Source organism: Wolbachia endosymbiont (group B) of Rhopobota naevana, from assembly GCF_947250615.1.
In the GTDB taxonomy this organism is placed as follows: Bacteria; Pseudomonadota; Alphaproteobacteria; order Rickettsiales; family Anaplasmataceae; genus Wolbachia.
Genome location: NZ_OX366333.1, coordinates 1,645,650 through 1,672,606 on the forward strand (window position 1 = coordinate 1,645,650; position 26,957 = coordinate 1,672,606).

Sequence of the window (26,957 nt, forward strand, 5' to 3'; positions counted from 1 at the left end):
TATAATAACCAATTGTTATACTAGAATTAAGGGATCGTTTATTTACATCTCTCTTAAAATGTAATTTTTATAATCAATTAGAGGGGGTTATATGTCTTATAACATTGCTAACGAAGTTGAAACGTTAAGCAAGAAATCTAATAATAATGAAGGAGTGAAATTACTGCACAATCCAGCTTATCGCGAGAAGTACAAAGAACGCTTTAACGAAGCTCAGAAAAAAGTTATGGATATGGTCCAATTTTATGATGGAACGATAGTATTAATAGAGAATAAAATTGCTATGTATTATTATGCTTGGCACAGTAAAAAAAGAGAGTTTGAGCGTAAAAAGCAACAAACAGTATCAAAAAATACTGATTCAGCATAGGGTTTTTATATGGTAAGCTAAAGTGTTATTACTTCACTATAGCTTTTCCATATAACTCATCTATTACATTAGTGAAATATTCCAGCTCTCTATATCCTTCATGTTTAATTTTATTATTCTCTACATATGATTTATTATTGTTAAGCTTGACGATAAATACTGGAGTAGCTGTTATACCAAGTTTATTAATTGCAAGTGATTTATCATTTATAATTTTGTCCATCATCTTTTTATCATTAATGCATTGGTTAAATACATCTTGCTTCAAATTGCTTAGTGCAGCAATTTTTTGTAGTATAGTTAAATCACTAAAATTAGAGTAGTTCCACGAGTCTATTACATTAAACACAGCTTTGTTAAAATTAAAATAGTCTTCTTCTTTTTCATAGCAATAACTTAGCATTGCAGCTTTTAATCCTCTGTAATCTAGAGGAAAATGACGGAATATGTATAACATCTTACCTGTATCTATGTACTTCTCTTTGATTTTAGGAAAAACTTTCTTATGAAAAAGAGAACAGTGATAACAAGTGAGCGAAGCATATTCTATCATTAAAATTGGTGCTTTTGGATCACCTAATAATTTATCATCAGGCAGTAGTGACAGTAGTTCTTTTGATGTTATTTCATCAGTTTTTTGAGTGTTGGGTAAGTTTTGTTCAATAGCTGCATAAGAACTAACACTTATAAAAATAAGTAAGAACAATAATCTAAAAATCATTACAATGGAAACACTTAACTTATTAAAGAATTTATGCATTTATATAAATAATGTCAAGATAACTTTTTCTCGGCAACACTTTCTACTCTGTCTTTAAATGCAGCAATTATTTTACTTTGTGTGTATTTATAAACTGAGTTTAATAAGGTGGAAAACAAATTGGATTTAAATTCAAACTTTATATAGAACTCTACCATAGTTTTACTTTCATCTATAGGAGTGAATTTCCATTCGTTGTATAAATGTTTAAATATTCCATTTGACGACACAGCTTTTATCCAACTTTTATTTGCTCCATTTGGAGAAAGAAAGGTCACTTCTGATGTGTAACTTCCTTTAATGCCATGAAAAGCTGCAAGGAGGTCCACAATCATTTGGCTATCAGTTTTTTCTTTTATATAAACAGCTTTGCACCAAGGAACAAAATCAGGATACTTCTCAACGTCAATTACAACTTGAAATATCTCATGAGATGAACAGAAAAAAACACCTTGTTCTTTATATTGGTGTAACATAAACCTAAATAATGGAAAAGGGATCCATATCTACCGTCAGTCTTAGTAGATTCCTGAGACCTAAAGTTAAGGTGGGCATCACGTACTAATTTCAATGAAATTAACAGAGGCAATTCCCTTGATCAGAAATTATCGCTCGGGAAATTTAACTTAACTCATAACGCATAGCACAGACCCCTAAATTAATTATAGATTATTTATATAGAGTATGTCTATAGATATATTAAAACTAGCGATCATTATTTTGCCTTTGTTAAATTTTGCATTTTAAGTATCATAGCTAATAAATATATCTTATGAATCTTATTAAGTTCTTAACCATTTTTATTGTAATCTCCTCAAGTGCTTACGCGAATTGTATAGGGCACAAAACTTTTGTGCTTGCCATGAAGCAGCAAGTAGACAACACGTCTATGAAAGGGAATAGAAAAAATCTAGAACATGTACAAGAAGAACTTCTGAAAATTATTCAGAATAATGTTGACCTCAAAGGAATATCTCGATTTGTCATAGGGAAATATTGGAATTTATCTACTCAGAAAGAAAAAGAAGAGTTTCTAAAAGAATATGAAGTATATCTCGCGCGCTTGTGCGCTAAAATTTTGTATAAATACATAAATAATAGTGAAATGACCATAATGAGTACAAAAGCAGTTGACGATGAAACTTGTCTGATAGGAACAAGATTTTCTTATGGTGATGAAGAATTTACAAACATTGACTTTAAAGTGACTAAAAATGACAATTCTTTCTTAATAAACGATGTTGTAATGAGTGGGATAAGTATTGCTATTAATCAACGTTCTCAATTTAGTGAAAAAATCGACACGCACGGCATGGCAAGTGTAATAGATGAATTAAAATGTAACAATAATCTATGATATACATGCCTCATTGGCCTAAGCCGCTTGGCAGTAGACCAAAGGATTTTTCTCTTGATCGCATAAAAAGCTCTCTCAATAGATTAGGCAATCCTGAGAAAAAAATACCGCCAATAATTCACATAGCTGGCACTAATGGCAAAGGATCGACACTATCATTTCTAAGATATATAATGCAAGCAGCAGGGTATAAAGTTCATACCTACACTTCTCCACATTTAGTGAATTTTAATGAAAGAATAGTTATTGCAGGCAATGATATCGATGATAGTGAATTACATAACTCACTAGAAGAATGCCGTATAGCAGTCGCAGAACAACCCATCACTCTATTTGAAGCCGCAACGACTGCAGCCTTCTTAGCTTTTTCTCGTCATAAAGCTGATATTACTTTAGTTGAAGTGGGTCTGGGTGGAAGGCTTGATGCAACAAATGTTATAGATAATCCAATTCTAACGATCATCACTTCAATTGCCCTTGACCATACAGAATATCTTGGTCCTACCGTAGAAACCATAGCAGGTGAAAAGGCTGGAATAATGAAACCTAATGTTCCTTGCGTAATAGCACCACAAGAAAAATCTATAATGAACACGCTAGAGCATCATGCAATAAATAAGAAATCTCCTCTGTATAGAGGAGGACTTGAATGGAATTGCGAAAAACAGAATAACAGAATGGTCTTTCAATCGGCTATTCAATCAATAGAATTTTCTTTGCCATCTTTAAAGGGTGAACACCAAATAATCAATGCAGGAAACGCCATTGCAGCATGTAGCATTTTGAGTGGAAAATATGGATTTGATATTGGAGAAGAGGACATTGCTTCAGGTTTACAGAGCACTTATTGGCCTGCGCGGCTAGAGTCTATAAAAGAAGGTAATTTAATTTCTTTATTACCAAAAGATTGGCAATTATTTCTAGATGGTGCACACAACAATGATGGTGCCAGAGTGTTAGCTAGGTGGGTAAAAGACAATTTTGCTGAAGGTGTTTATATGATCTTTGGTGTCACTCGTAACAGAAACGTCGCAGAGTTCTTAGAGCACTTAAAGCCATACATCAAACTACTATGCGCCGTTTGTGTTAAATCTGAACCTAAAGCAACAAGTACAGATTTAATCAGAGAAGGAGCTAATAATATAGGAGTAAATGCTATTGAATGTGAATCAATCGGTGATGCAATATCAAATCACATACTAAAAGCCTCTATTCAAAACGTCAAAACCATACTAATTTGTGGCTCGTTATTTTTAGCCAGAGATTTGAGTATGGAGAATAATCAACCTACTTGATAAGCCGAGACGTTAAAAGCACCATCAGGATTTACAATGCTGCTTGGCTTTTCGGTTGATGCTCCTATAGGTACATTTTGTTCATCACCTATTCCTTCAGTTTTTACAAGATTTACAACTTTTCTCTCGTAGATTTCACTTGCTAAGTGTAGTAATAAACTACAACCTAGTACTGTAGCAAATCCAATGAGTATTTTACTGTCTACGCAACTAGATTGATACTGTAACACCAAACCTGCTATTAATAAAATAGGAGGGAGATAACTCGAACATTGGGAAGTAAAAATGAAATATTTAAATCTTTTACTTTTTAATATTTCTTCCCATCTCTCTTCTTGATCTAAATTTTCACCTTGTTCCCGTTGAGAATTTTGCAAATCTACAATTTCTTTCATTAAAGGTGATATCAAATAAATAGATAAGAAAAAAGTTGTAACAAATGTTATTAGGCTCGCACTAAACAAAATGCCAGGTGTATCAGTAAAATTAGCAGCCTTATATAGCTTACACCCCAAGTAAATATACGACACTAATGACGAGATGAACAGTAGGAAGCTTACTAAACTAAAAACAACATAATACTTTGTATGCTTATCATTCTGACCTTGCTAAATTGATTGTAAATACCTTTTCCATTCCTCAGGAATGATTAATCCCTGATTCTTTCCACTTAGTGGTTTAATATATTGCAAAAGTGCTGCTTTATTTCTGTTAAGGGCCTGTATTTTTTCATCGCTACCTCCTGGTTTATCTGGGTGACACTTTATTGATAACCTTCTATAATTTTTGCTATTATATTAGATATTTCTAAGAAGTTACGACCTTCTACTTCTTGCACTTGAATGCCTATCTCTTTAAATAAACTTTCATTATAATCATATTCTCTTTTTCTTAGCTTATAGCCCATGTCTCCACCTCATAAATTAACTAACTATTAATACTTTATAATATATAAATTTCCAAATCATTTCATTCATGCTTATTGTATGAATTATTTCTTTCACGACTACCATGACAAGTGTATGAAAGTTATCATTTAGTGCATAATAGTGCTTCAATGTTTAGGGTTACAGTTTTCATTGGTCATTTGAGTTACTCAAATCCAATTCATGCCAGTTCTATCTATCCTGTCATTTAAGTAGCCCTTTTTGTGTAATCCCAGTACCCTCTCTTTGATGTCATCCAAGTAGCTTACACTGGCTTTCCGTAATCTCAAAAAACGTTGTGTTTTAGCATAATTTTGTGCTCAATATGCTTGTTTATATTAAAAATTTCTGGATTTCAGCATCAAATGCCGGAATATGGGTATCATTCAAGTAGCCCTTTGTTGTCATCCCAGTGCTCCGACACTGGGATCCAGGAACCAGCGTCACGCGCTGGCTCTCTAAAATTACTTTAGCTACAAATATTAAGAAATTTACTAAATAAAAAAAAGACAAAAAAAACCCGTATAGCGAGTTTTAATAATGTAAATTGATAATGTGCTAACGCTTAAAATAAGCGCGATTTGGCTGAATGTAGAAAAAATTTAAAAGACATACAGCCGCTATAATTTTTATGTAATTTGCCAATAAATATTTGAGTTTTTTACTGAATTTTGTTGTTAAATCTGCAGAGATTAAAAACAAGGATAAATACTCTTACTTTCATAGTAAGGGGGATGGCGTAATTTGTCAAGTTAAATAAGCTAATTTATTAACATGTGATAATTAGACAGCTATCGTGGATTAAATGTTCAAATGACTACTAGATTTTAGATTATTACTTTCATCTATTTGCGGCTGACTAATCATAGTACAAACGAAATTGGTTGCCATAAAGGTACAGCCTAGAATAAAAAAAGCAGTAGAAATGAAAGGAATAATAGGAGATTCGAGAGGTAATATATATATTATTCCTCCTATTAAAAATGAAACGCTAGATGCAATATCAAGACAGATCTTCATTAGTTTCTCTTGCCGAGGAACGAGTTGCTTATTAAGGTCACGCTGCCTGAAATGATCAGTTAATGACCATACATTTAAGACAAGAGAAAGTGCACTTAGTATAGTGCTGGCAATAGTAAAATACAAGCTTAAGGCAGAAATATTCAAAGCTAATGCTGCTATGTACCCACTCAAAGAAGCAATAGATAATGCAGTAACTAAGCGTTTTGAATAAGTTCTTATTTTCTTTCTGTAAACAAGCCTCTCTTTGTCGCAACTCATAAACTTAAGTATAGTAAATATGTTATATTATAGCATTAATTAACTCAAAAATCAATATAGAGTGCCCGAGAGAAGACTTGAACTTCCACAACTTAAAAATTTACTAGCACCTGAAGCTAGCGCGTCTACCAATTCCGCCACCCGGGCTTTTTGTGATTTACTATGTTAAAATTAAATAGTATACTTAAACAATTTTTAGCTCAAAGGTAATGCCAAATCTAGATCAAATATTTTTTGCTCAGAACAATGTTAATATTAATAATGTATATAAAATAGTCAACAACGCTTTGAGCAATAGTGATGGTGGTGAGCTATTTTTAGAGTTTTGCCAATCAGAGTCCCTGGTTTTTGATGATAACATATTGAAACACATGGATTTGAATATCAGAAGGGGATTTGGGTTAAGGTCCTTTTGTGAGGATAGTACGTCTTTTGTTTGCTCTTCTGAAATTAGCGAAAAGGAAATTAGTAACGCTGCTTCTATAGTGAAAAACTCAGTATCTTTAAACAAAACAAATTCAATAAACTTAAATGAGGGAACAAGAGAGCTGTATTCAAAGATTAACCCCATAAATGAAATGGATCTGAACTCAAAGATTAAACTACTCAATGAGGTTAATGAGTATGTAAGGTCCAAGAATAACTACGTGAAGCAAGTAAAAATAACTCTAAGTGGAGAATGGCAAGTTGTACAAATAATAAAGGGTGATCACAGGTTAAGCGATATTAGGCCTTTGGTACGTTTTAATGTATTAGTCATCCTAGAGAAAAATGGCCGAGCTGAGAAAGGCTCTTCAGGGCACGGTGGAAGAGACTCTTATAGTAAGTTTGTTTCTGAGAAGAAGTGGAAAGAAGTTGCAAATCAAGCGTTAGAGCAAGCGCTGGTAAATCTTGAGGCAATTCCAGCTCCGGCTGGAGAGATGACAGTTGTTTTAGGTTCAGGTTGGCCAGGAATATTATTGCATGAAGCTGTAGGTCATGGACTTGAAGGCGATTTTAACCGTAAAGGAATCTCGGCATTTTCAAATTCTATGGGTAAACAAGTGGCAGCCAGTAACATTACTGTAATTGATGATGGAACTCTACCTAATTTGCGTGGTTCTATTAGCATAGACGATGAGGGTACTTTACCTGGCTATAATGTGCTTATAGAAGATGGAATTCTAAAAGGATATATGCAAGATCATATGAACGCTAAACTCATGGGTGTAAGCCCAACTGGTAATGGTAGAAGAGAAAGTTACAAAGAAGTTACCATGCCACGCATGACAAACACCTATATGTTGCCAGGAAAATATACACCAGAAGAAATAATATCCAGTGTAAAGAGAGGCCTATATGCAGTAAATTTTGGTGGTGGACAAGTTGATATAACATCAGGAAAATTTGTTTTCTCATCTTCGGAAGCTTACCTAATAAAAAATGGTAAAATTACACAACCAGTCAAAGGAGCAACGCTAATTGGTGATGGGCCAACAGTGCTAAAAAAAGTATCAATGATTGGTAATGATCTAAAGTTAGATCCTGGTGTTGGTACGTGCTCAAAAGACGGACAAAATGTGCCTGTTGGAGTTGGTCAGCCAACACTCAAGGTCGATGCAATAACTGTTGGTGGAACTGAATATGTAGATAAGGGCTAAGCGAACTCAGCTCATGCTGTACAATTATATTGTAACCATTATTCAAGTAGCTCATATAGATGCAAAAACTACTTAACAAATCTCTCTGCCTTCCTTGCTATAACGTGTATAACAATCTCACAAAAAATAATATCATAGAATTCAATAGGTGATCTTTAAAAAATCCTTAAGGAAAGTAAAATACTGTTTAAATAGGCCGATATAGATGGTTTTACGATATAATAAAATTATTATAAACAAGAACTTATAAACTCTAGCAAATGAATTTGTGAGTTTAGTGGTGTTAGGAATACCTAGCTCTTTTATGCGGATTGATATTCTTAATAACCTGCTCTAGAGATAGATTATATAATTTTGACAAGGTTCTTGGCATGTGATATTTTTCTCGAATATAGGTAATGGTATAAATGACTTTATATCTATATCCAGCTCTAGGGGAAGATCTTCAATGTTTACGTCCATCCCTGATAAAGGATATTCTATGTCCATGTGCAGCTTTGGGGGATAGTTCTACTTTGAAGATTTCTTTCACTTTTACTATTGCGACTCCCGATTGGCTTTGTTGCATCACACTTTATGAGATGGTGATTTATGGTAAATTCATGTGACTATCTCAAATTTAGCCATACCAATATCAGTGAATTTATTAAGCAAATAGCATTTAGTTCTTTTTCTCGATTTATCTCAGATTTATTCCTAAAACTAAATCCGAATATTTGCTTTAATCTTGAGAAAAACCCTTCAATATAAGATCTTTTCCCATAATTTACTTCTTTTTCCATTCTTTCATGCCATCTTCACCGTATAATTTTATTAACCTAATAGCAGCATTCCTGTCAGACATATAATCTATTTTTGAATGTTCTGCTGCATCCTTTTTTGGTAGAACTTTTGTTTTTATATCGTATTTCTTACACAATTTATAAAGTTTTTGCCTATCGTATGCCCTATCTGCATATAGTGCTTTTATGGCATGCTGAAAATCAACTTCTTTTAGCAAATCACAAGTGATCAGAGTAGACACCGTTACTGTATTTTACAGCTATGGCTTTTTTGTTGTTTATATTTAACATTCCGTGCAATTTTCTCGTTTGCTCATAGCCACTCTGTCAGTGCTATTTTCCTTGCTGTGTGTCGTTGTATATACTAATTCCTGTACTGTCTATAACAATTTCGATATCTTCTATATTATTTTCTGCAATCATTTATCTTAATATTAAGTTTTTTTTGATGCTTGTGAATAGCTGCAAATCTCTTCCTATTTGTTGCAAATACCCTTTTATAAACCCGACTGTTTGTCTTAAACCAATTCTAAAGAAACTGACGATTATATGCACTAAAATCACAACTTTATCACTATAAATATAGTTGCCGCCCTGCATTTTTGGACAATTCTCGTACCAATTTTCTATGGCGTCATTGATATAACAAAAAATGCTTCCTCTTTCTTGGAGAAATTTGTTATATTCATGGCAGTTACTGACTCTCATTTTTTGTGGCATATTTTTTCTTCAACAGTTAAATGGCTATTTATAATGAATTTTGTCAGTAACTGCCAGTTCTTTTCACTTGAGCGATGCAACAAAGCCATCCTATGGTCAAGCCATAGGATGGCAGGAGAAGGAAACACTGGGATGAAAGCAAATGAAACCACTGGAACGTTTATTTTTGAAAGTAAGTTGCATAGTAGATGATGTCATTCCAGTACTTGATACTGGAATCCAGGAATTTTGATTCTAAATTAGGTATTGGTATGGCTAAATTTGAAATCATTACATAAATTTGTCGTAAACCATCACTGCTTAAGGTGCTATGCAACAAAGCCATCCCAGTGTCGAAGCACTGGGATGACAGGATAAGGAAACGCTGGAATAAAAATAGAAGATCTAATTCCTTATATCAATTAATTCTCATCCACCTTTTATGTTACATAAACTCATCACTTTTATAGAACATCTCATTAAAATCATTCAAAATTCCAAAATCTTGATTTTTAATAAATAGATGCCCATCTGCAATATAGGACTCAGCAAGAGTAAATGGTTCATCATGATGCTGTGATGCTGGCCTAACAATTTCATTGTACAAAACCATTACTTGCTCATAATTGTATCCACTACCATCATGATATTTACCACGTATAGTGTCATAAAAATTTCTTACATCATCATACGTAACTTGCAGTTCTACCTTATATTTCCCTATTTCAACAGCCTCACCCACTTTGATTTTTAAAGGATGTTGTGATTCTTCTTTCACATTATCTATAACAATTGTTTCCTCTTGCTTCTCTTCGTCTCCTCTTATCGATCTTTTACTTCTTTCTTCACTCGCAGGTTGATCTGCTGGCATTTGGTCTATATCGTTAGATTCTTCTTCTTGCATAGTAATTTTTTTGAGATAGCTAAGCATATCCTTTCCAGCTTTTTCCCAAGTTGCAGCTTCTTTTGAAAGCTCACGATAATAAGAATCATTATCGCCTTTGCTATCTATTACATCTCTTGCTAGTCCTTTCTCTTCTGCCCATAACTCAGCATGTTCAATAAGTGTCCTGCCATCTTTGCCCACAACATCAACGTCAGCTTTGTTTTTTATTAGATATTCTATTGTATCTAACTTTCCATGCCTCACTGCATGAACTAAAGGTGTCCAGCCATCATTATCCTGCACATTAACATTCGCACCTTTTTCAACTAAATGTTCTATTATTTCCTTATTTCCAAGATCAACAGCAAGGTGCAAAGGTGTTAAGCCGTAGCTATCCTGAATATCAATATCCGCATTGTGCTCTATGAGATATTTAACTACTTCCATATTTTTCATGTGCATGGCAAAATGCAGTGGAGATTTACCAGAGCTAATATCACGGGTATCAACATCTATACCACGATCTATTAAGTATTTAGCAATTTCCGTATGTTTTAGCTCAATTGCATAGTGCAGCAGTGTTTGAGCTGACGTGTTTTTGATACCAAGATCTGCGCCATGCTCAACTAAACTCTTAACTATTTCCGCATGCCCTAGCTTAATAGCAGCAAGTAACGGAAAAGTATAATAACTTTTACTATTAGGATCTGCGTTATGATCTAATAGATAGTTCACTATTTCTGTATTACCTGAATAAATAGCACTGTATAATGGCGTTTTGGAATAAGCATCTTGAATATTAGGATTTGCACCACGATCTATTAAGTATTTAGCTATCTCTATATTTCCAGACTCAATAGCATAGTGTAAAGGTGTCTTATAATACACATATTTAGTATTAGTTTTCTGATAATAATTGTCATGAACATTAAGATTTGCTCCATGATCAATAAGATATTTTGCTACTTCCGTATTTCCTGACTGAATGGCATAATGTAGTGGCGTTTGTCCATTATGGTCTCTTGTATCAGTATATGAATTGTGTTTTAGAAGCGTTGCTACTTTGCTTAAATCTCCCAATGAAGCAGCAGAATGTAAACTCGTCGCACCTGTTACCTTATTTATCTCGTTTGCGTTTTCTACATTATTGTCATCAATATTCACCTTTAAGAAAGGCTGTTTATTATACTTCATAACTTTTGTTGTAACAGCTTTTCCTTGTTCGTCTTCACTCGCTTTTTTAGCAGGTTGCATAGAATCTTCTCTACTGACACTTGATTTAGATTCTATCTTGGTTTTATCACCACTTACATTATGTACTGGGCTATAACCATATAGACCCTTGCCTGCACTTTGTTGGCTTGTTGAACTTTCAACACTGTTAGATTCAACAACATTATATTCCATATGTTGTTCACCACTCAGCTCAGCCTTAACCCATTGTTTAAATTCTTGATCATAACCTTTCAGCTCAGCCAAAAAATCCTCAAATAATTTATTACCTTGAGACCTATTTGCACCAGATTTAGAAAGGCTCTTGAGCAAATTATCAATCATATCTGGGTGTTTATCTTCAAGAAATTTGATCACTTGTTCAGCATCCGAATGATAATGTTCCCCTTTATTACTCCAAATATTATTGCGCAATATTTCATCTGGTTTGAGACCTTTATTCTTTATTGCAATCAAGGCCTCTTTATCTACGTGGTCATTGACATGCCGACCATCTTCTAAACTTGCCATATAGTTAGCAACCCCTTCATGCATAGCCTTAGATAAGACATCACCTGTACCATAATAGGAATTAATGATAGTTAAGGCGTGTCCCAATTCGTGTTTCAAAGTTTTACACGAGTCATCAAATTGGTCTTGTAGATAAAAATAAACATGAATTTCTGAGCCACGCCCTTGAACTGTTAAGCCAGAAGCGCCTTTATAGTTAACGTTCAACTCCTTAAGATAATTTTCGTAGTCACTCTTTGTATTAAATACGAAAACATTAACTTTATTTGGTATGTTGTGCCAAGGCTGAGAATTATTAATGCCAAATGCTGAATCAAAATCTTTTATAGTACTCTCGATGGCATTTTTTACACTACTCAATTTGCTCTGAGTTAATTCCTCATCATCATATTTTATATTTATTTGAAGCTTGTGTTCGCCAAAAGTCATAACTTCACTATCTGGCACAATTTTATCGCCACTTTTTACATCCATCCACTGCTTAAATTCTTTTTCAACTTCTGAGTTATTCAAAAGATGCTTGAATTTTGATATCGCTTCTACTCTATCGAAGGACATCTCAGTAAGCAATTGCTTTATGAATTGAGGATGTTTTTCTTGTAGGAATGTCACTAAGCAATCTGATATTCTATAGTCGTTAGACATACTTGCTATTTTATATGGTGTATCATGCCCAGATTCATGCATTTTATTGTATGCTTCTTTTGTATAATGCATATCGCGAGTGCTTTCTTTTTTAGCTGCATCATAGCTCCACATGAAAAGCTTCATACCGGTACGTAAAACTTCAGGTACTGTATCCATATTACCGGTAGAGTACTCAAGAAATGCATCGCTCATTTTTTCCATTAAAATTTTAGATTTTGCACAAAGTAAGCCATTTACATCTCCAACAATAAAAGTCTTTGCTATCGTGCCGTCAGCTTCGTGTGCTCTTACTGTTCCACCACCCCATAATTCTCTATGGTCCTTACCACCTGAAAGTTCCTTGATGTGAGCTTTGTAATCATCGTAATTTTTCAGCACATAAAGCTGCAATTTTACTGGACCAGAATGAACGCTTTTTTGTGAATAGAAATTATCAGACCAGGCTCCGTAAGCATCTTTTACAGTTTGTTTTATATACTCAGGGGTATAACTAGCTAATCCCCCATATTTTACTTCTATTGTAAGCTGATCGTTTATTACTATACTTTCTTTATTTGGAAATAATTTTTTAATCAAAGTTTGTGATTTATCATATTCAGAATTTGTTTTAAATTTCATATCCACCTCTTAAAAATTTTCACTATAAATAAGTCTTGAGAAAAATGCGTTAACTGTAGATTCAGCCTTTACCTTGTTTTTGCACAACTGCTGAGATAGTTGATCATCGCTGAAAAGCCGATTCTTAGTATTGAGATATTTAGCATAGCTTCTAGAATTAAATTCAGGGATTGAGTAAAAACCGCTTTCAAGTTCAAGATAAGAGCTGCTATTCAGAACAAAAAATAAATCGCTCTGGTCAAGCAGTATGTCATAACCAGAGCTCGTGCAATGTAAGTATTCATTGCTTTCATACTCTGCTATGTAGTATTTACTTGCATCAAGATCACCATTAAGCTGTAAAATTGCCGCTGAACGTCCATTCCCAATACTATGGCCTTTTATTACTTTAAGTACTTTAATCTCATCATTTTCTATGAGTTCTCTTAACTTTTCATTCTTTTGATTTAATTCTTCCTCTGCCTTTCTTCTGTCTTCTTCTAATTTTGTTTCTTTTTCAACAAGCTCATTTTGTATTTGCAAAAACATATCTTGAATGGTTAAGCCATTTAGAAAGTAATCCAATACACTTGACACAAACGGCTGCAATTCACCATTATCTTCAAAGCTCTTTTCCTGCTTTTTGTCATATTGAGTGGGATTATAGATTGCATACAGAGGATAAAAACCATAATTCACCTCGTCGAATGATAACTCTATCGAAAATCCGCTCTGATCAAGTGGAAGTTTAGTAGCTAAATATCTACCATTATTATCTCTGACATATAGCTCATTTATACCATAGTGACCACTATATTTGTTGTAATAAATATAAAAATTCTCAGGATTAAGATTAAAGTAATCATCTAAATTGTTAGGTTTACCGAGCTTTTCACGTAGAAAACTCTTGCTCTTATCTGTAAGTTTGATGCGTGTAGAGAAGTAACACCGATCTATTCGGTCACCTTTTTCTATTTCAAAGTCTAGGACTATTTTATCGCTAAACATACAGAATTTCCTCACATTTCCAGTATTTATGATTATAAATTGTGTACTATGAAAAAAGCATTAAGGCTTCTCTATGTATCTAAAAACAGCGCTAACTTATGACAAAAACAGTTGACGTATTACTGCCACTTCCAATTGATCAGCTATTTTCATATGCAGTTGAGGAAGATACTGAAGTTTCAATTGGAGATTACGTAGTGGTGCCGTTTGGCAGAAAGCGTTTGATTGGAATAGTTTGGAGAGAAAGTAGCAAAAGCGATCGAGAATTAAAATTTATTGAACAAAAGGTCGATTTACCGAGTATTAGACCAAAACTGATCGAATTTGCAGAGTGGGTTGCGCAGTATAATGTAATACCTATTGGTATACTTGCAAAAGTGATAATGGGAGGAGTGTTAAAGGTAAATCAAATAGATAAGTTAGTTTGCACTAAGCAAAAGCAAGAAATAAGCGAAATAGATTACCAATTAAACCCTGAGCAGCAAGCAGCTCGAGATAAAATAATAAGTAATTTGAGTGAGTATTCAGTGACTTTACTTGACGGTGAAACCGGGTCTGGGAAAACGGAAGTTTATCTCTCTGTAATTTCACAGTTAATTAAGAATCATAGTATTTACGAACATTGTCTATCCTTCTCCTGTAATTCCAGTGTTTCCTTCTCCTGTCATCCCAGTGCCTACTTTTTTTGCAATTCCAATGCTCTCTTCTCTTGTTATCCAGGTGCCCTCTTCTCTTGTCATCCCAGTGCTCCGACACTGGGATCCAGTTTTTCATATAATCTCATCACAAACGTTTATTTTAATTTAAGACCAATACCTAATTTAGAATCAAAATTCCTGGATAAACACTGGAATGACACCTTTGTATTTAAGGCAAAACCCACTGTAACACTTAGCATACTGCCTTTGCCAAGCACTGGAATGACAACAGAAGGAGGTAATGCACAAGTCCTTATCCTTCTGCCAGAAATTGTCCTAACTTCACAATTGGTAAATCGTGTTCGCAGTCAGACATCTGGCAATATAGCTGAGTGGCATTCAGGACTTACTCCCAAAGCTCGCCGAAATAATTGGCTTAGTATTGCAAATGGAAGTGCGCAGATCATTATTGGGGCAAGGTCAGCACTTTTTTTACCTTATAAAAACCTAAAATTGATCATCATTGATGAAGAGCATGACTCATCCTTTAAACAAGAACAGGGAATTATATATAATGCTCGAGATATGGCAATTATCTTAGCCAAGCTCGAAAATATTTCGATTATTTTATCATCCGCCACTCCGCTACTTGAAACAATTTATCATGTTAAAAAAGGGAATTACAATCATGTAAAATTGACTAAACGATTCGGTGGTGCAGAGTTGCCACAAATAAAAGTAGTAAATAATAAGCAATGGATTTCCAATGAACTTTTCGAAGGAATAAAACAAACCATAGAGAAAAAACAGCAAGTTATGCTCTTTCTAAACCGCAGAGGATACGCACAACTTGCAGTTTGTAAAAAGTGTGGATACAAAATTTCCTGCTCAAATTGTGCTGTCTGGCTTACATACCACAAAAAGAAGAACGTCCTTTTGTGTCACCATTGTTCTTATCAATCAAAACTTCCAGAAAAATGCTCCAATTGTCAAAGTGAGCAGTCATTGCTTCTTTATGGTGTGGGAATTGAAAGGTTAGTTGAAGAAATAGTGAAATTAATACCAAATGCAAAAACTGCGATTATCAGCAGCGATCAGAAGTCGCTTGGTAGCGTCATTGACTCAGTGCTTAAGGAAGAGGTGAATATTATAATCGGTACACAAGTGATTGCCAAAGGGCATAATTTCCCTAAGTTAACTTTGGTTGGAGTGATAAATGCAGATTTAGGACTTGAAAATTCTGATCTTAGGGCAGCAGAAAAGACGTATCAATTATTGCATCAAGTTGCGGGTAGATCTGGGAGGTTCAACGAAAAAGGAACGGTAATAGTGCAAACTAATAATCCTGAAAGTTTGATAATAAAAGCATTGCAGCAGCAAAAAAGGGATTTGTTTTATGAAGTTGAACTTGAGTCAAGACGCAAAGCTAAAATGCCACCATTTAGTAGATTAATAGCGCTTATAGTTTGCGGTAAGGATCAATTTGCAACGCAGAAAGCAGCAAGTGAGATAACAAGCTTTTTGCATGATCAATGTTCAGCTACTATTCCTTCTGCGTTGTCATTCCAGTGCGTGACTAGAAAAAAAGAACTCGAAATTTTTGGCCCATCACCAGCAGCAATAAATTTCTTAAATAATAAATATCGGTATAGAGTGCTACTCAAAATACACAATAAACATAGTTTATCTATAAAGAAAAAGCTAAAATATTGGATTAAAAATTACAACTTGAATTCAAATATTGCAGTAACAATAGATGTTGATCCTGTGAGTTTTTTTTGATGCTATTTGAATTTATTTGACATTCACAGAATTAATTATATTAATTTTTTAATCAATGATTTGACTTTTATTAGAGTTTATTATATTATTGATATAACTAGAATAAGGAGATGGTATGAATACTTTACTTGAAATCGTCTGTAGGCCAGGGATAAAGCATAAAGAAAAAATTAGAGAATTGAAGGCATTTCTTAATAAAAATATCGAAATACCTATTGATAAGGAGTTATTTAAATCAGCTTTATCTATAGAGGATACTGTAGATATAAGAAAAAAGATGGTGTATCTTATTTTGCACTACTGTATTGAACACGATAGTGCAATATCTGAGAAAAAAGAGAAATTATCATTTCAAGACGTGATGAAGATTTTAGATGAAGCGGTGAATAGATTTGTTACTCCTCAGTATTTCTACAAATTGATCAATTTTCAAGATCAAGATCAAGAGACGTTATTACACCAAGCTGTTATACGTAATAACACTGACGCAATAAAAGTTCTTTTTCAGAAGAATGCAAATCCTTTGTTAAAGAATAAAGGAAATAAAATTCCATTAGATTTAGCTCAAGAAAATACAAGAAAAGTACTCATTAAATGTATGCAAGACCAAGCTCAATCGAAAAAAGAAAGTGCTAGATGTAATAGTTTGATTGGCATTATACCTGGCGTTTTTCTTGGCATTGGACTCGGTGTTGGTGGTGCTTTAGTCCCTTCAATGACTATTATATTATGCGCACTCGCAGTATCTGCTCTTGTTGCTGGAATAGCAGTTGGACTGTCTATATATTTCCTAAGTCAAGACTATAAACAGGCTAAATTGATAGAAGGAGTTGTTGCTATTGATTCTCAATTGCATTCCGTCAAACCTGAAAAGACTGCAGATAATAAAGCAGTACTAGGATAACTGTGAGTTTTTTAACATTAGATTTCTTGCATAATCAAGTGTGATCCCAGTGTCAGCTACTTGTATAACAAGAAAGAAGGCACTGGTCTCACATGCATCTAAACGGATACATAACCTTTCATTCACAATTCGTCCTCAAATAGTCTAATTTTCTTTAGCTATGAAATAGAGCAAATTGATTTTTTATTAGTTGATGTCTGCTTTTTTGCAGAACATTGGTCAGGCTGTGATATAGAAGGTTGGTTAAATGTTGTTTTGGGCTTATTAAAAGAAGATCGTGCTGAAGATCGTGCTGAAGATCGTGCTGAAGATCGTGCTGAAGAAGGGCCAAAGCCACTATCTTTAGCCGAAGCATCATCCCCACCTTTACCTTCACCATAGTAGTCGGGCCTAAGGAATTTGCTTGAGTTTTTAGCATGTGATTTACCTATAACTGAATTCTTAGGTGAATCACCAAAACCACTATCTGCACTTGTATCTGCACTTGGTCCATCCGTCCCTACTTTTTCTTCAGAAGGGGCAAGAGTTTGTGGTTTCATAGCTGGCACACGCGCAGGATCAATGGACAGTTTATAATCCTCATTGATTACAGAGCTCTCTATGATCTTATCCATCACACAGTAAGCAATGTCTGGGTTAGCAAAATCTATTCCATACATTCCTTTACTGCCCAATAGCGATTTCTGTGAAGTCCGACCTTCAAAGCTATTTAATATATCCATACCAAACATATTATTAACGTGATTCACTTCTTCTCTTGTTAAATATCCCTCCTCATTATTATAACTTACAATAGGAATTAAAATTGAATCTTTGTCACTGTTCAAGTAAGAGTCACGCAATATACGATCAACTGGTATGTTTGCTTTACGAAGCAAATCAACCACTGCAAATTTCAGCATGTCAGTAACTCCAATCTCGCCTTTTGGAGTATCAAAACAACGACATGTCAAGTATATTTCATGCCTTACTATGTCTTTGACGAACTTAAGATCATCAAAAACGCCTTTCTTTAAATATACATAAGCCTTCTTATTTCCTGGAAAATTATCCTGTGTTAAAAACAAATCCTTAAAATTTTTAGGACTATTTTCATAACTTTCCATCCTTGATGAGAATGATTTTACAAAAGAGTCTTTTAATTCTTGATCATCAAAGCCCTTACAGTATAAATAAGATTTTCTTTCAAAACCCACATCGTATACATTGTCTTCCACATAATCTTCATCAGGATGATCGTCTATAATACGTGCTATTGTAAACCGTATAAGTTCATTAGCTAGCAAATATTTTAGATTATAAACTACCTCTTTTTTAATTGGCACTGAAAACCTATGTCTGCTACTATCTGTAATCCATTTTCCTTGATTAAAGTTAAAAGGAAAAGAGTCTGTATAAAAAAGATCATTGGCAGCTTCTTCGGCAGCAGCTTTGCCACCCTCATCTCCACAAAATTTTCTTACTATACTCTCTCTCATATTGCTCAAGTACTCTCTGCGCTGATCAATATTCATATTTTTATCAAATGAGAGAACAACATGATCTTTTTCTATAGTGAGATTAGTAATAGCAGTATTATCAAAAAGAAGAACACTATTAAACGCTTTTACTAATTCTCGATTTATTTTACTTTTATTAGGCATAACGCCACCCCCCTAAACTAATATAATTATTTACTGCTGCCCTGACCACTAGATTGATTTTTCTTTCTTTCCTCTTCACGTCTAATCATGTCTCTAAAATCATCTATTTTCTTTGGATCTATTTTGCTCAGATCAATCTTTACTCTCCCTGAATCAGGTACTTTTTTATTTGGATCATTATTGCCATGCATATCAACCTCTAAATTAAATTATTATGTAATGAGTATATTAAGAATCAACTACTAGCACAAGCAGTTTTTTAACATAAATTTTATTCACCATTTTTATACTCCTGGATTCCAGTGTCAAGTATACAACTATACGAACATTGTGACAATTTCCGTAGCAAATGGTGTCATGAAAGTAGCTGACACTGGGATCCACTCTTCTTTTTTTCTGGATTCCAGTGTCACGCACTGGAATGACAAGAGAGGAGGTACTGGAATGACAAGAGAGAGCTACTTGTCCGCCATGTCATTCCAGCACTTGATGCTGGAATCTAGAAGAAAAATGGATCCTAAACTGGAATGACAACTTTTTTAAACTAAGTTTTCTGGATCCCAGTGTCAGCTACTTGGATGACAACGGAGGGGCCACTTGCATGACAGCCTTTTAAAATTGGTATGACACCTTTTTGGTACACAACCTTTGGTGCATTATGCACTCAAGACAATGTCATTCCAGTACTTCCTCTCTTGTCATTCAAGTAGCCTCTTTGGTATCAAAGAATAGCCTCTTTGGTGTCATCAAGTAGCTCCTTTAATGTCATTTCAGTGCTTGACACTGGAATCTAGTAAACTTATTTATTATATATGAAAAGTTATTATATTTATATACTTGCAAGTGAACGCAATGGAACCCTATATACAGGTATAACATCAAATTTGACTAAACGAATTTGGGAACACAAAAGCAAAGCCATCTCTGGTTTCACGTCAAAGTACAATGTTTGTAAACTAGTCTATTTTGAAGAATTTCAAGAAATAAACTTAGCAATTAGTAGAGAAAAACTCCTAAAAAGCTGGCAGAGAAAATGGAAAATAAACTTAATTGAAAAAACAAATCAAGAATGGAAAGATTTATATGATGAAATTGTGTCTGGATGACAGTGTCTGAGTACACAACTGTACGAACATTGCAATATGGCGCATCGTTGGCACTGGCTTCCATTCAAGACGGTGTCATTCCAGTCTGGAATCTAGAAGAGAAAATGGATCCTAAACTGAAATAACAACTCTTTTAAACTAAGTTCTCTGGATCCCAGACTGGGATGACATCAAAGGGGCTACTGAAATGACAAGAGAGAGCTACTTAGATGACATTCCGTCATGTCATTCCAGCACTTGATGCTGGAATCCAGATAAAAAACCAGTCTGGAATGAAAAAAAGAGAGAGAACCTTTACACACCTCTCTCTTTGACTGAAGAAGCATGGTTTTCAACTCTTACATCATCAGTTAATCCTCTTGGCAGTTCCACGGCAGCATTAGCAGCTTTTTGCTGACTCTTAGCAGAAGATCCTGCTCTCTTGTGTTTCTTCCCACAAGCATCCCTCTCTTTGTTTCTTTTCACTCTCCTGTGTTCCTTTTGCTGTGGAGCAGGTGGACAGACAGCTAATTTTGGTTTTTCAGTTTTCTCTTCTTTTGCTTCTTTCTTTTCTTTATTCATTTTTTCCAGTTTTTGTACTTCACTATTTTTGTGACTTATAACAGGTTTAGGTAGAGTGTCTACTAATTTTTCTATAGGCTTTGGTAAAATAGCACGTTCTTGCTTGTCTAGAACAATTGGCATTGGAACTTGAGATGAAAAATTAAATAGGGAAATTGGTATGATTTCATTCACTTTTGTTTCTATTTCTTGACGAACTTCTTTTGATTCTGTTTTTTCTGCTTTTTTGTCTCTTTTTTCCTCAGTTACATCTTGCTCTACTACTGCTGCTAAATCAACTGCAAAAATTTCTGCAAACATTGCAATGACTGAGCCCACGAGAAAAGTTTGAAGCTTCAATTTTAAATTTTGCAACGCTTGCAAACGTTCGAGTATTGCTATTTCTTCTTCAGGAGATAACTCACCGCTGAGTAATTTCTCCTGCAATTCTTTTATCTCTTTGTCTAGCCTTTTATCCCAACTTAAATCTAAATCTTTTTTGAAGATCTTTTTAACTAATTCCTTAAGCTTATCACGCAAAAACTTAATTATCGAAAGAAGCAGATTTTTCTCTTTCTTCTCCTTGAGCATTTTGTAGACTTTCGGATCTACATTTACTTCAAAAAGATTAAAGAGGGATTCAAAGAAATTTGCGAATACCCCTTGATTATTATCAGTAAAGTAATCCTCATTATCTTGTATCTGTAGCTCTACTTGAGATAATGTTTCATCAATGCAACTCGCAGCCTGACGCTCAAGCTCTATTCTCTTGAGCTCAGCTTTCCTAGCAAGCTCCTCCATGAATCCTTTTAATTCATTGAGCTTCTGCTCTGCAGAGAGATCTTGCTCTCTGATTCGATTAATGTAGATTGAGCTACCGTCCTCTTCGTTGTTATTGATTAAAAAATTTTTCATTGCTTTTTCTCCATTAATTGAATTACTGTTTCTATAATTGTTTAGAAGGCTTTTTACCATTTTATCTTAAGTCTATAAAATACAATAACTCAATCTTACAATATGAAGTATTTAATAAGTATTAATCTTAAAAAATATCAATAAATTATTGATATTTTTACATTCATACTATATACAGCCTAGCATATATTACGTAATTTTTCAAGAACATATTCACTATAACAGAAGACTTTCTTATTTGCCTCTAAAACACCTGCAAATCATATAATAAAAGAATATTATAATGTTTAATGTAATACTATACAATGTTATAAAATATAGTATAATACTAGCATACCACTGAATTAATGCTGAGATATTCCCTTGCTTGATCAGTTAAAACACGTCCTCTTGGTGTGCGCTTTACAAAACTGACCTTGATTAAATAAGGTTCTACTGTTTCTTCAATATTGCCAACATCTTCAGATAGTGCAATAGATATGGTGTCAATTCCAACAGGTCCTGAGGTGTTAAACAAAAATCTCAGATAATCCATATCTAATTTATTTAGTCCCATTTTATCTATACCCAATTTTGATAGTGCAGAACCGGCAATTTCACAGGTAATTTTTTTATCATCTTTTACTTCAACAAAATCTCTTATTCTTCTGAGTAATCTCAAAGCAATTCTTGGAGTACCACGGGCGCGGCAGGCAATTTCCTGCACAGCATCCTTTTCGATTTCAGCACAAAGAACTCTTGCACCTCTTTTTATAATATCAACCAGTTCCTCAAAAGAATAAAACTCAAGATGCAGGGGAATACCAAAACGATCCCTCAGCGGTGCAGAAAGCAGTCCAAGCCGTGTTGTTGCCCCAATCAGTGTAAATGGTGGTAAATCTATTCTTAAAGTTCTGGTAGATGGGCCCTCACCTACTAGTATATCTAGGCAAAAATCTTCCATAGCAGTATATAAAACTTCCTCAATGCTACGATTTAATCTATGGATCTCATCGATAAATAGAACATCTTTTGCATTTAAAGTAGTGAGCACTGCAGCTAAGTCCCCAGCTTTACTAAGCAATGGACCAGAAGTTGCACGAAAGCTAACCCTTAACTCCTTAGAGACAATTTGTGCTAAAGTTGTTTTACCAAGCCCTGGAGGACCATAGAGCAATACGTGATCCAAAGCTTCAGCTCTCGTCTGTGCAGCATTTATAAACACTTTTAAATTTTGTATTAAGTCTTTTTGCCCGACAAAATCATCAAGTTGCTCAGGCCGGATATTTAAATTACGTACATCTTCAGAGTATTCCTTACTACATGATATTGACTTCATATTGTTTTAAGCGCCATACGAATAATATCTTTAGTGTCCAAGTTTGGTGATTCATCTTCTATTTTTTTTATTGTATCATAAGCTTTTGTTCTTTCATATCCAAGATTGATCAAAGCTGAAAGAGCATCTTCACTAATTGAGTGAAAATGATTGTTATTTATCTCTAATTTACTTACTTTGCCATTCAGCTCAGTAATAATTCGATTTATGAGTTTCAGGCCAAGTCCACTCACCTTAAGTGCTAGTTTATCCTCATTTATAATTGCCAAAAACAGTTGCTCTGGAGTTAATTTGCTCAAAATTGACATTGCGGTTTTATAGCTGACACCGCTCACTTTAACTAATAAACGCAGACACTGCTGTTCTTCTTTACTTATAAAGCCATATAGCTGAGTAACGTTTTCTCTGCTATTTGCATAAGTGTCGATAAGTAATTTTACTCTACTTCCAATTGAACAAGCACTTAAAGTTTTGGCTGAAAGATATACTATGTAGCCAACATCATTCACATTCAGGATTATGTGATCGCTACACACCTCATCAACTATTCCTCTTAGATTTCCTATCATTTCTAGTACTTTATAAAATTCAGTTTAAATGCTCCTGAATCTTAGGTCAAGCAAACGAACATTATAGAAGTAGTTCCAGTTTCAATCATTGCAGACAAGTTTGCAGGAAATCTATTTTAATATGTTATTCCAGATCATTATGTAATTGAACCACAAGTTACTCCGATAGAAATAGAATTGCAGTCTCCTAACTTAGCTAAGTAATAGAAATTTCTATCTTTGGTGAAATAAAGGTAATTGTTTACTGTTTGCGAAAATATTTGCATAATTTAAGTAACATTACTTGATAAGAATTAACTATGGAGCTTAATAAGATTGCAGCATCGATTTTACTTTCTGGATTAATAATTATGATAGTTAGTAATGTAGTTGATATGCTCTACAACCCAGAGGATTATAAAATTGAACACCAAACAATAGTAGCAGCCAGCAATGAGCCTCAACAAAAGATTGAACAAGTGGCACTTGATATTGGAGAGCTCATGCAGAATGCTAGCTTTGAAAAAGGCAAGTCAGCAGCAAAAAAATGTATAGCTTGTCATAGTTTTGAGAAAGGTGGAATGAATAAAGTGGGGCCAAACTTATGGAACGTGGTTGGAAATAAAAAGGCCCATCTTGGCAGCTCATTCAATTACTCAAAAGCACTACTTGAAAAAGGTGGGAAATGGGAGTATGAGGAGTTATTTGCTTTTTTAAAAAATCCAAAAGCCTACATAAAAGGTACACGTATGGCATTTGCAGGCATTTCCAATCCACAAGAGATTGCAGATCTAGTCAGCTATTTGCGTTCGATGAGCGATAGTCCGGTTGCCTTGCCAAAGTAGTATGAATTATTGTAAATTACTCGATGGAAGTAATGGCCATATAGCATATCGAAAGCTACAAGGAAAGAAGGCTTCTATAGTTTTTTTTAGTGGTTTTGCATCCAATATGGATGGAACTAAAGCAACTGCCGTTTACAAATTTTGCCAAGAAAATGATATAGCACTTGTGCTCTTTGATTATTTTGGCCATGGTAATTCAAGCGGTGATTTTGCTGATTATACAATAAGTGATTGGCAAAAAAATTGTGCTAAAGTGATAAGTGAATTAACTAGCAATAAACAAATAATTATAGGTTCAAGTATGGGAGGATGGCTGATGCTACTCACTGCTCTTCAATTTCCAGAAAAAATTGCAGCATTAATCGGCATATCGTCTGCTCCTGATTTTACTGAAGATTTGATATTCAAGCAATTGTCAGGCAAGCAAAAAGAAGAACTAGGTTCTAAAGGTGTAATAGATTTTACTTCGGAGCATTGTGCATACAAAATAACTAAAAATCTGATCGAAGACGGTAGAAAGAACCTTCTTTTAAACAGAGAAGCAATAGATATAAACTGTCCTGTGCGCTTATTGCATAGCATTAATGATAAAGATGTTCCTTATCAAACTTCATTGAATTTAGCTGAAAAAATTAAGTCAACAGACGTTGAAGTACACTTAATAAAATCAGCAGAACACAACATGTCTGATAATCATTCACTGAAAATTTTATTTAAGACCATCAGAGAATTTTTGCCAGGAGAAATATATAATTGAAGTAATTCAGATGTGTTTGTCGTAAGAGCTGCAGTTATAGCTTCAACAGTAGGCACTATTCTTGATCACCTCAACATTTTCTCTTGGCAATTCTTTAATAAATCGAGAAGTGCGCATTGGTTGCCACTGATTATTAATTTCCCTCCTATCTGCACATGAAATGATCAACCTTTCTTTTGCTCTAGTTATGCCAACATATGCAAGTCTTCTCTCTTCTTCTAAAGCTTTACCATTTTTATCTTCAAAAGATCTTTGATGAGGAAATAATCCTTCTTCCCAACCAGGTAAAAACACGCACGGGAATTCAAGCCCTTTAGCCGCATGAAGAGTCATAACATATACAGTGTCATCGCTATTCATATTATCCACTTCCATCACCAAACTAATATGCTCCAAGAAGGTTATAGTGCTGTCAAAATTCTTCAAAGATGAAATGAGCTCTTTAACATTTTCTATTCGCGCTAAACCCGTCACTCCTTCATTCTCAAGCATTTCCATATATCCTGATTGATTTGCTACGATTTTAACAAATTCATGCAGTGGTTTTACGCTTACTATTTCTTCCCAAGCTTTAATTTTATTTAAAAAATCATTTAGTGAGAGTTTAATTCTTTCGGTTACTTGATCACTATTAACCAATATTTTTGCTGCCTGAAAAAAAGAAATTTTGTTATCCTGAGCAGTCGTGTATATTTTCTTTAGAGTTGTAGCTCCTATGCTTCTTTTTGGACGATTTACGATCCTTTCAAAAGCGAGATCATCATTATTATTTGTAACAAGCCTCAAATATGCAATTATATCCCTTACTTCTTGACGTTCGTAGAATTTTACGCCACTTATAATCCTATAGGGAATTGAATATTTTATAAAATACTCTTCGAGCACTCTAGTTTGAAAAGTCGCTCTTACGAGCACTGCAATGTCACTAAATCTGTATTTATTGAGCTTTAATATCTGTTCGCTTATGAACCTTGCTTCAGCTTTCCCGTCCCATAATTTTATTAGATTTACCTTTTCCCCTTCAATGTTTGTTGTCCACAACTTTTTTTCTAAGCGAGTCTTATTGTGATTGATAACATATGATGCAGTTGCAAGTATGTGGGATGTTGACCTGTAGTTACACTCCAGTTTAACGGTTTTTGCATTTTTAAAATCATCGGAAAATTTCAAAATATTTTCAACTTCTGCACCACGCCAACTGTATATCGATTGATCGTCATCTCCTACACAACAAATATTTGAGTGCTCTTTTGCAAGGTATTTTAGCCAAAGATATTGTATTGCATTTGTATCTTGATATTCATCTACCATAATATATTTAAACTTGTTTTGGTAGTAGGACAGAACCTCGGTCTTTTGATTAAAAAGTTGTATGTTATATAACAATAAGTCACCAAAATCAACAGAGTTAAGAAATTTCAACCTTTCCTGATATTGGTGATAGACTTTGAGTGCAGTCACATATACTTGCCTAAATGATTGAACATCTTCCACTTCAGACGGCAATAAACACTTCTCTTTCCATTGCTGAATAATATTCATAATGGTCTTACATTTTTCTGATAGGTAATCAGGGCTGATTTCATTAATAATATTTTTTATTACCTGTAATTGATCATCCACACCAATGATTGTGAAATTGGAATTTAAGCCAACAATTTCAGCATGATAACGTAAAATTTTTGCTGCAATTGCGTGGAAGGTGCCAAGCCATGGTATATTTGTGCCCGTAAGTTCAAGCACTCTTGATATCATTTCATTTGCTGCTTTGTTCGTGAATGTAACTGCTAAGATCTCATCGGAGTAAGCGTAGCCATTTCGAATTATGTGCGCTATTCTTGAAGTGATCGTTCTTGTTTTTCCCGTTCCGGCTCCTGCCAGTATTAAAACTGGTCCATCTATGTTAGTTACAGCTGATTGTTGTTCTGGATTTAGCAGCGAGAGATAATCGTTCATTGTAGCCCTATAA

Annotated in this window: 23 protein-coding genes, 1 tRNA gene, 1 other RNA gene and 2 pseudogenes; 9 read left to right on the forward strand and 18 right to left on the reverse strand. The window is 34.3% G+C overall.

The window, feature by feature from the left end:
• Positions 1-91 precede the first annotated feature (91 nt).
• Positions 92-370 (forward strand): DUF2671 domain-containing protein, encoded by a 279-nt coding sequence (locus OOL01_RS07915; RefSeq protein ID WP_010403908.1) that lies wholly within the window; start codon positions 92-94, stop codon positions 368-370.
• 28 nt (positions 371-398) lie between these two features.
• Here the strand turns inward: OOL01_RS07915 and OOL01_RS07920 are convergent, their stop codons facing one another.
• The 3 genes from OOL01_RS07920 to ssrS all read right to left on the reverse strand — a co-directional run bounded on the left by OOL01_RS07920 (position 399) and on the right by ssrS (position 1,785).
• Positions 399-1,091 carry a DsbA family protein gene (locus OOL01_RS07920; protein ID WP_264686760.1) on the reverse strand — a complete coding sequence of 231 codons (693 nt, stop codon included), beginning with the start codon at positions 1,089-1,091 and terminating at the stop codon, positions 399-401.
• Between the two features lie 53 nt (positions 1,092-1,144).
• Positions 1,145-1,606 (reverse strand): type II toxin-antitoxin system RatA family toxin, encoded by a 462-nt coding sequence (locus OOL01_RS07925; RefSeq protein ID WP_254229976.1) that lies wholly within the window; start codon positions 1,604-1,606, stop codon positions 1,145-1,147.
• A gap of 17 nt (positions 1,607-1,623) precedes the next feature.
• Positions 1,624-1,785, reverse strand: a non-coding RNA gene (gene ssrS, locus OOL01_RS07930) — 6S RNA.
• A gap of 117 nt (positions 1,786-1,902) precedes the next feature.
• Here ssrS and OOL01_RS07935 point away from each other — a divergent pair.
• Complete coding sequence (locus tag OOL01_RS07935; RefSeq protein ID WP_264686761.1) at positions 1,903-2,487, forward strand: MlaC/ttg2D family ABC transporter substrate-binding protein; 585 nt, start codon at positions 1,903-1,905, stop codon at positions 2,485-2,487.
• Complete coding sequence (locus OOL01_RS07940; protein ID WP_064085350.1) at positions 2,484-3,782, forward strand: bifunctional folylpolyglutamate synthase/dihydrofolate synthase; 1,299 nt, start codon at positions 2,484-2,486, stop codon at positions 3,780-3,782. Before OOL01_RS07935 ends, OOL01_RS07940 begins: the two co-directional genes overlap by 4 nt.
• Here OOL01_RS07940 and OOL01_RS07945 read toward each other — a convergent pair.
• The 4 genes from OOL01_RS07945 to OOL01_RS07960 form a co-directional block, all read right to left on the reverse strand.
• On the reverse strand, positions 3,770-4,177 hold the full coding sequence (locus tag OOL01_RS07945) for a hypothetical protein (RefSeq protein ID WP_264686762.1): 408 nt from the start codon (positions 4,175-4,177) through the stop codon (positions 3,770-3,772). The two genes, OOL01_RS07940 and OOL01_RS07945, sit on opposite strands and share 13 nt — an antisense overlap.
• A gap of 368 nt (positions 4,178-4,545) precedes the next feature.
• Positions 4,546-4,689 (reverse strand): hypothetical protein, encoded by a 144-nt coding sequence (locus OOL01_RS07950; protein WP_264686763.1) that lies wholly within the window; start codon positions 4,687-4,689, stop codon positions 4,546-4,548.
• A gap of 820 nt (positions 4,690-5,509) precedes the next feature.
• Complete coding sequence (locus tag OOL01_RS07955; protein WP_264376144.1) at positions 5,510-5,989, reverse strand: DUF4231 domain-containing protein; 480 nt, start codon at positions 5,987-5,989, stop codon at positions 5,510-5,512.
• A 62-nt stretch (positions 5,990-6,051) separates the two neighbouring features.
• Positions 6,052-6,136: transfer RNA gene (locus tag OOL01_RS07960), tRNA-Leu, on the reverse strand.
• Between the two features lie 62 nt (positions 6,137-6,198).
• On the opposite strand from OOL01_RS07960, the gene tldD reads away from it, so the two are divergent.
• Entirely contained in the window at positions 6,199-7,629 is a 1,431-nt protein-coding gene (gene tldD, locus OOL01_RS07965) for a metalloprotease TldD (RefSeq protein ID WP_264686764.1), read from the forward strand.
• 333 nt (positions 7,630-7,962) lie between these two features.
• Here tldD and OOL01_RS07970 read toward each other — a convergent pair whose 3' ends face one another.
• The 4 genes and pseudogenes from OOL01_RS07970 to OOL01_RS07990 all read right to left on the reverse strand — a co-directional run bounded on the left by OOL01_RS07970 (position 7,963) and on the right by OOL01_RS07990 (position 13,992).
• On the reverse strand, positions 7,963-8,118 hold the full coding sequence (locus OOL01_RS07970; protein WP_264686765.1) for a hypothetical protein: 156 nt from the start codon (positions 8,116-8,118) through the stop codon (positions 7,963-7,965).
• A gap of 111 nt (positions 8,119-8,229) precedes the next feature.
• A pseudogene (locus tag OOL01_RS08640) lies at positions 8,230-9,131 on the reverse strand (IS5 family transposase).
• Between the two features lie 424 nt (positions 9,132-9,555).
• Entirely contained in the window at positions 9,556-13,005 is a 3,450-nt protein-coding gene (locus tag OOL01_RS07985; RefSeq protein ID WP_264686766.1) for an ankyrin repeat domain-containing protein, read from the reverse strand.
• Positions 13,006-13,014: 9 nt separating this feature from the next.
• Positions 13,015-13,992, reverse strand: coding sequence for a hypothetical protein (locus OOL01_RS07990; protein ID WP_264686767.1), 978 nt, complete (start codon positions 13,990-13,992; stop codon positions 13,015-13,017).
• A 98-nt stretch (positions 13,993-14,090) separates the two neighbouring features.
• On the opposite strand from OOL01_RS07990, the gene priA reads away from it, so the two are divergent.
• Both priA and OOL01_RS08000 read left to right on the forward strand, forming a co-directional pair.
• Positions 14,091-16,412, forward strand: a complete 2,322-nt coding sequence (priA, locus tag OOL01_RS07995; protein WP_264686768.1) for a replication restart helicase PriA — start codon at positions 14,091-14,093, stop codon at positions 16,410-16,412.
• A gap of 115 nt (positions 16,413-16,527) precedes the next feature.
• The gene (locus OOL01_RS08000; RefSeq protein WP_264686769.1) at positions 16,528-17,316 is read left to right on the forward strand and encodes an ankyrin repeat domain-containing protein; all 789 of its coding nucleotides are present in this window, start codon (positions 16,528-16,530) and stop codon (positions 17,314-17,316) included.
• Between the two features lie 158 nt (positions 17,317-17,474).
• Here OOL01_RS08000 and OOL01_RS08005 read toward each other — a convergent pair whose 3' ends face one another.
• The 3 genes and pseudogenes from OOL01_RS08005 to OOL01_RS08580 all read right to left on the reverse strand — a co-directional run.
• Complete coding sequence (locus OOL01_RS08005) at positions 17,475-18,959, reverse strand: hypothetical protein (protein WP_264686770.1); 1,485 nt, start codon at positions 18,957-18,959, stop codon at positions 17,475-17,477.
• 26 nt (positions 18,960-18,985) lie between these two features.
• A complete protein-coding gene (locus OOL01_RS08010; protein WP_010404042.1) occupies positions 18,986-19,150 on the reverse strand; it encodes a hypothetical protein in 165 nt (54 codons plus the stop codon).
• Between the two features lie 162 nt (positions 19,151-19,312).
• Positions 19,313-19,390, reverse strand: a pseudogene (locus OOL01_RS08580) (WPE palindromic element domain-containing protein); the annotation flags it as partial.
• 381 nt (positions 19,391-19,771) lie between these two features.
• On the opposite strand from OOL01_RS08580, the gene OOL01_RS08015 reads away from it, so the two are divergent.
• Positions 19,772-20,065 carry a GIY-YIG nuclease family protein gene (locus OOL01_RS08015; protein WP_139686762.1) on the forward strand — a complete coding sequence of 98 codons (294 nt, stop codon included), beginning with the start codon at positions 19,772-19,774 and terminating at the stop codon, positions 20,063-20,065.
• Between the two features lie 294 nt (positions 20,066-20,359).
• Here the strand turns inward: OOL01_RS08015 and OOL01_RS08020 are convergent, their stop codons facing one another.
• The 3 genes from OOL01_RS08020 to ruvA all read right to left on the reverse strand — a co-directional run bounded on the left by OOL01_RS08020 (position 20,360) and on the right by ruvA (position 23,407).
• A complete protein-coding gene (locus tag OOL01_RS08020) occupies positions 20,360-21,580 on the reverse strand; it encodes a hypothetical protein (protein WP_264686771.1) in 1,221 nt (406 codons plus the stop codon).
• A 268-nt stretch (positions 21,581-21,848) separates the two neighbouring features.
• On the reverse strand, positions 21,849-22,838 hold the full coding sequence (gene ruvB, locus OOL01_RS08025) for a Holliday junction branch migration DNA helicase RuvB (protein WP_007302374.1): 990 nt from the start codon (positions 22,836-22,838) through the stop codon (positions 21,849-21,851).
• Positions 22,835-23,407, reverse strand: a complete 573-nt coding sequence (ruvA, locus tag OOL01_RS08030; RefSeq protein WP_007302375.1) for a Holliday junction branch migration protein RuvA — start codon at positions 23,405-23,407, stop codon at positions 22,835-22,837. The genes ruvB and ruvA overlap by 4 nt, the downstream gene beginning before the upstream one ends.
• Positions 23,408-23,706: 299 nt before the next feature.
• Here ruvA and OOL01_RS08035 point away from each other — a divergent pair, with 299 nt between their 5' ends.
• Both OOL01_RS08035 and OOL01_RS08040 read left to right on the forward strand, forming a co-directional pair.
• On the forward strand, positions 23,707-24,231 hold the full coding sequence (locus tag OOL01_RS08035) for a c-type cytochrome (protein WP_007302376.1): 525 nt from the start codon (positions 23,707-23,709) through the stop codon (positions 24,229-24,231).
• Position 24,232: 1 nt separating this feature from the next.
• Positions 24,233-24,988: an alpha/beta hydrolase gene (locus tag OOL01_RS08040; protein ID WP_007302377.1), complete on the forward strand. Its 756-nt coding sequence runs from the start codon at positions 24,233-24,235 to the stop codon at positions 24,986-24,988.
• Positions 24,989-25,030: 42 nt separating this feature from the next.
• Here the strand turns inward: OOL01_RS08040 and OOL01_RS08045 are convergent, their stop codons facing one another.
• Positions 25,031-26,944, reverse strand: a complete 1,914-nt coding sequence (locus OOL01_RS08045) for an ATP-dependent helicase (protein ID WP_264686772.1) — start codon at positions 26,942-26,944, stop codon at positions 25,031-25,033.
• Between the last annotated feature and the right edge of the window lie 13 nt (positions 26,945-26,957).

Coding starts and splice junctions, on each gene's coding strand:
- priA (WP_264686768.1), top strand. CDS start 14,091: ATGACAAAAACAGTTGACGTATTACTGCCACTTCCAATTGATCAGCTA.
- OOL01_RS08045 (WP_264686772.1), bottom strand. CDS start 26,944: ATGAACGATTATCTCTCGCTGCTAAATCCAGAACAACAATCAGCTGTA.
- OOL01_RS07945 (WP_264686762.1), bottom strand. CDS start 4,177: ATGAAAGAAATTGTAGATTTGCAAAATTCTCAACGGGAACAAGGTGAA.
- OOL01_RS07935 (WP_264686761.1), top strand. CDS start 1,903: ATGAATCTTATTAAGTTCTTAACCATTTTTATTGTAATCTCCTCAAGT.
- OOL01_RS07915 (WP_010403908.1), top strand. CDS start 92: ATGTCTTATAACATTGCTAACGAAGTTGAAACGTTAAGCAAGAAATCT.
- ruvB (WP_007302374.1), bottom strand. CDS start 22,838: ATGAAGTCAATATCATGTAGTAAGGAATACTCTGAAGATGTACGTAAT.
- OOL01_RS07925 (WP_254229976.1), bottom strand. CDS start 1,606: ATGTTACACCAATATAAAGAACAAGGTGTTTTTTTCTGTTCATCTCAT.
- OOL01_RS07950 (WP_264686763.1), bottom strand. CDS start 4,689: ATGGGCTATAAGCTAAGAAAAAGAGAATATGATTATAATGAAAGTTTA.
- OOL01_RS07985 (WP_264686766.1), bottom strand. CDS start 13,005: ATGAAATTTAAAACAAATTCTGAATATGATAAATCACAAACTTTGATT.
- OOL01_RS08040 (WP_007302377.1), top strand. CDS start 24,233: ATGAATTATTGTAAATTACTCGATGGAAGTAATGGCCATATAGCATAT.
- OOL01_RS08015 (WP_139686762.1), top strand. CDS start 19,772: ATGAAAAGTTATTATATTTATATACTTGCAAGTGAACGCAATGGAACC.
- OOL01_RS07970 (WP_264686765.1), bottom strand. CDS start 8,118: ATGGACATAGAATATCCTTTATCAGGGATGGACGTAAACATTGAAGAT.
- OOL01_RS07955 (WP_264376144.1), bottom strand. CDS start 5,989: ATGAGTTGCGACAAAGAGAGGCTTGTTTACAGAAAGAAAATAAGAACT.
- OOL01_RS07920 (WP_264686760.1), bottom strand. CDS start 1,091: ATGATTTTTAGATTATTGTTCTTACTTATTTTTATAAGTGTTAGTTCT.
- OOL01_RS08035 (WP_007302376.1), top strand. CDS start 23,707: ATGGAGCTTAATAAGATTGCAGCATCGATTTTACTTTCTGGATTAATA.
- OOL01_RS07940 (WP_064085350.1), top strand. CDS start 2,484: ATGATATACATGCCTCATTGGCCTAAGCCGCTTGGCAGTAGACCAAAG.
- OOL01_RS08005 (WP_264686770.1), bottom strand. CDS start 18,959: ATGCCTAATAAAAGTAAAATAAATCGAGAATTAGTAAAAGCGTTTAAT.
- ruvA (WP_007302375.1), bottom strand. CDS start 23,407: ATGATAGGAAATCTAAGAGGAATAGTTGATGAGGTGTGTAGCGATCAC.
- OOL01_RS08000 (WP_264686769.1), top strand. CDS start 16,528: ATGAATACTTTACTTGAAATCGTCTGTAGGCCAGGGATAAAGCATAAA.
- OOL01_RS07990 (WP_264686767.1), bottom strand. CDS start 13,992: ATGTTTAGCGATAAAATAGTCCTAGACTTTGAAATAGAAAAAGGTGAC.
- OOL01_RS08010 (WP_010404042.1), bottom strand. CDS start 19,150: ATGCATGGCAATAATGATCCAAATAAAAAAGTACCTGATTCAGGGAGA.
- OOL01_RS08020 (WP_264686771.1), bottom strand. CDS start 21,580: ATGGTAAAAAGCCTTCTAAACAATTATAGAAACAGTAATTCAATTAAT.
- tldD (WP_264686764.1), top strand. CDS start 6,199: ATGCCAAATCTAGATCAAATATTTTTTGCTCAGAACAATGTTAATATT.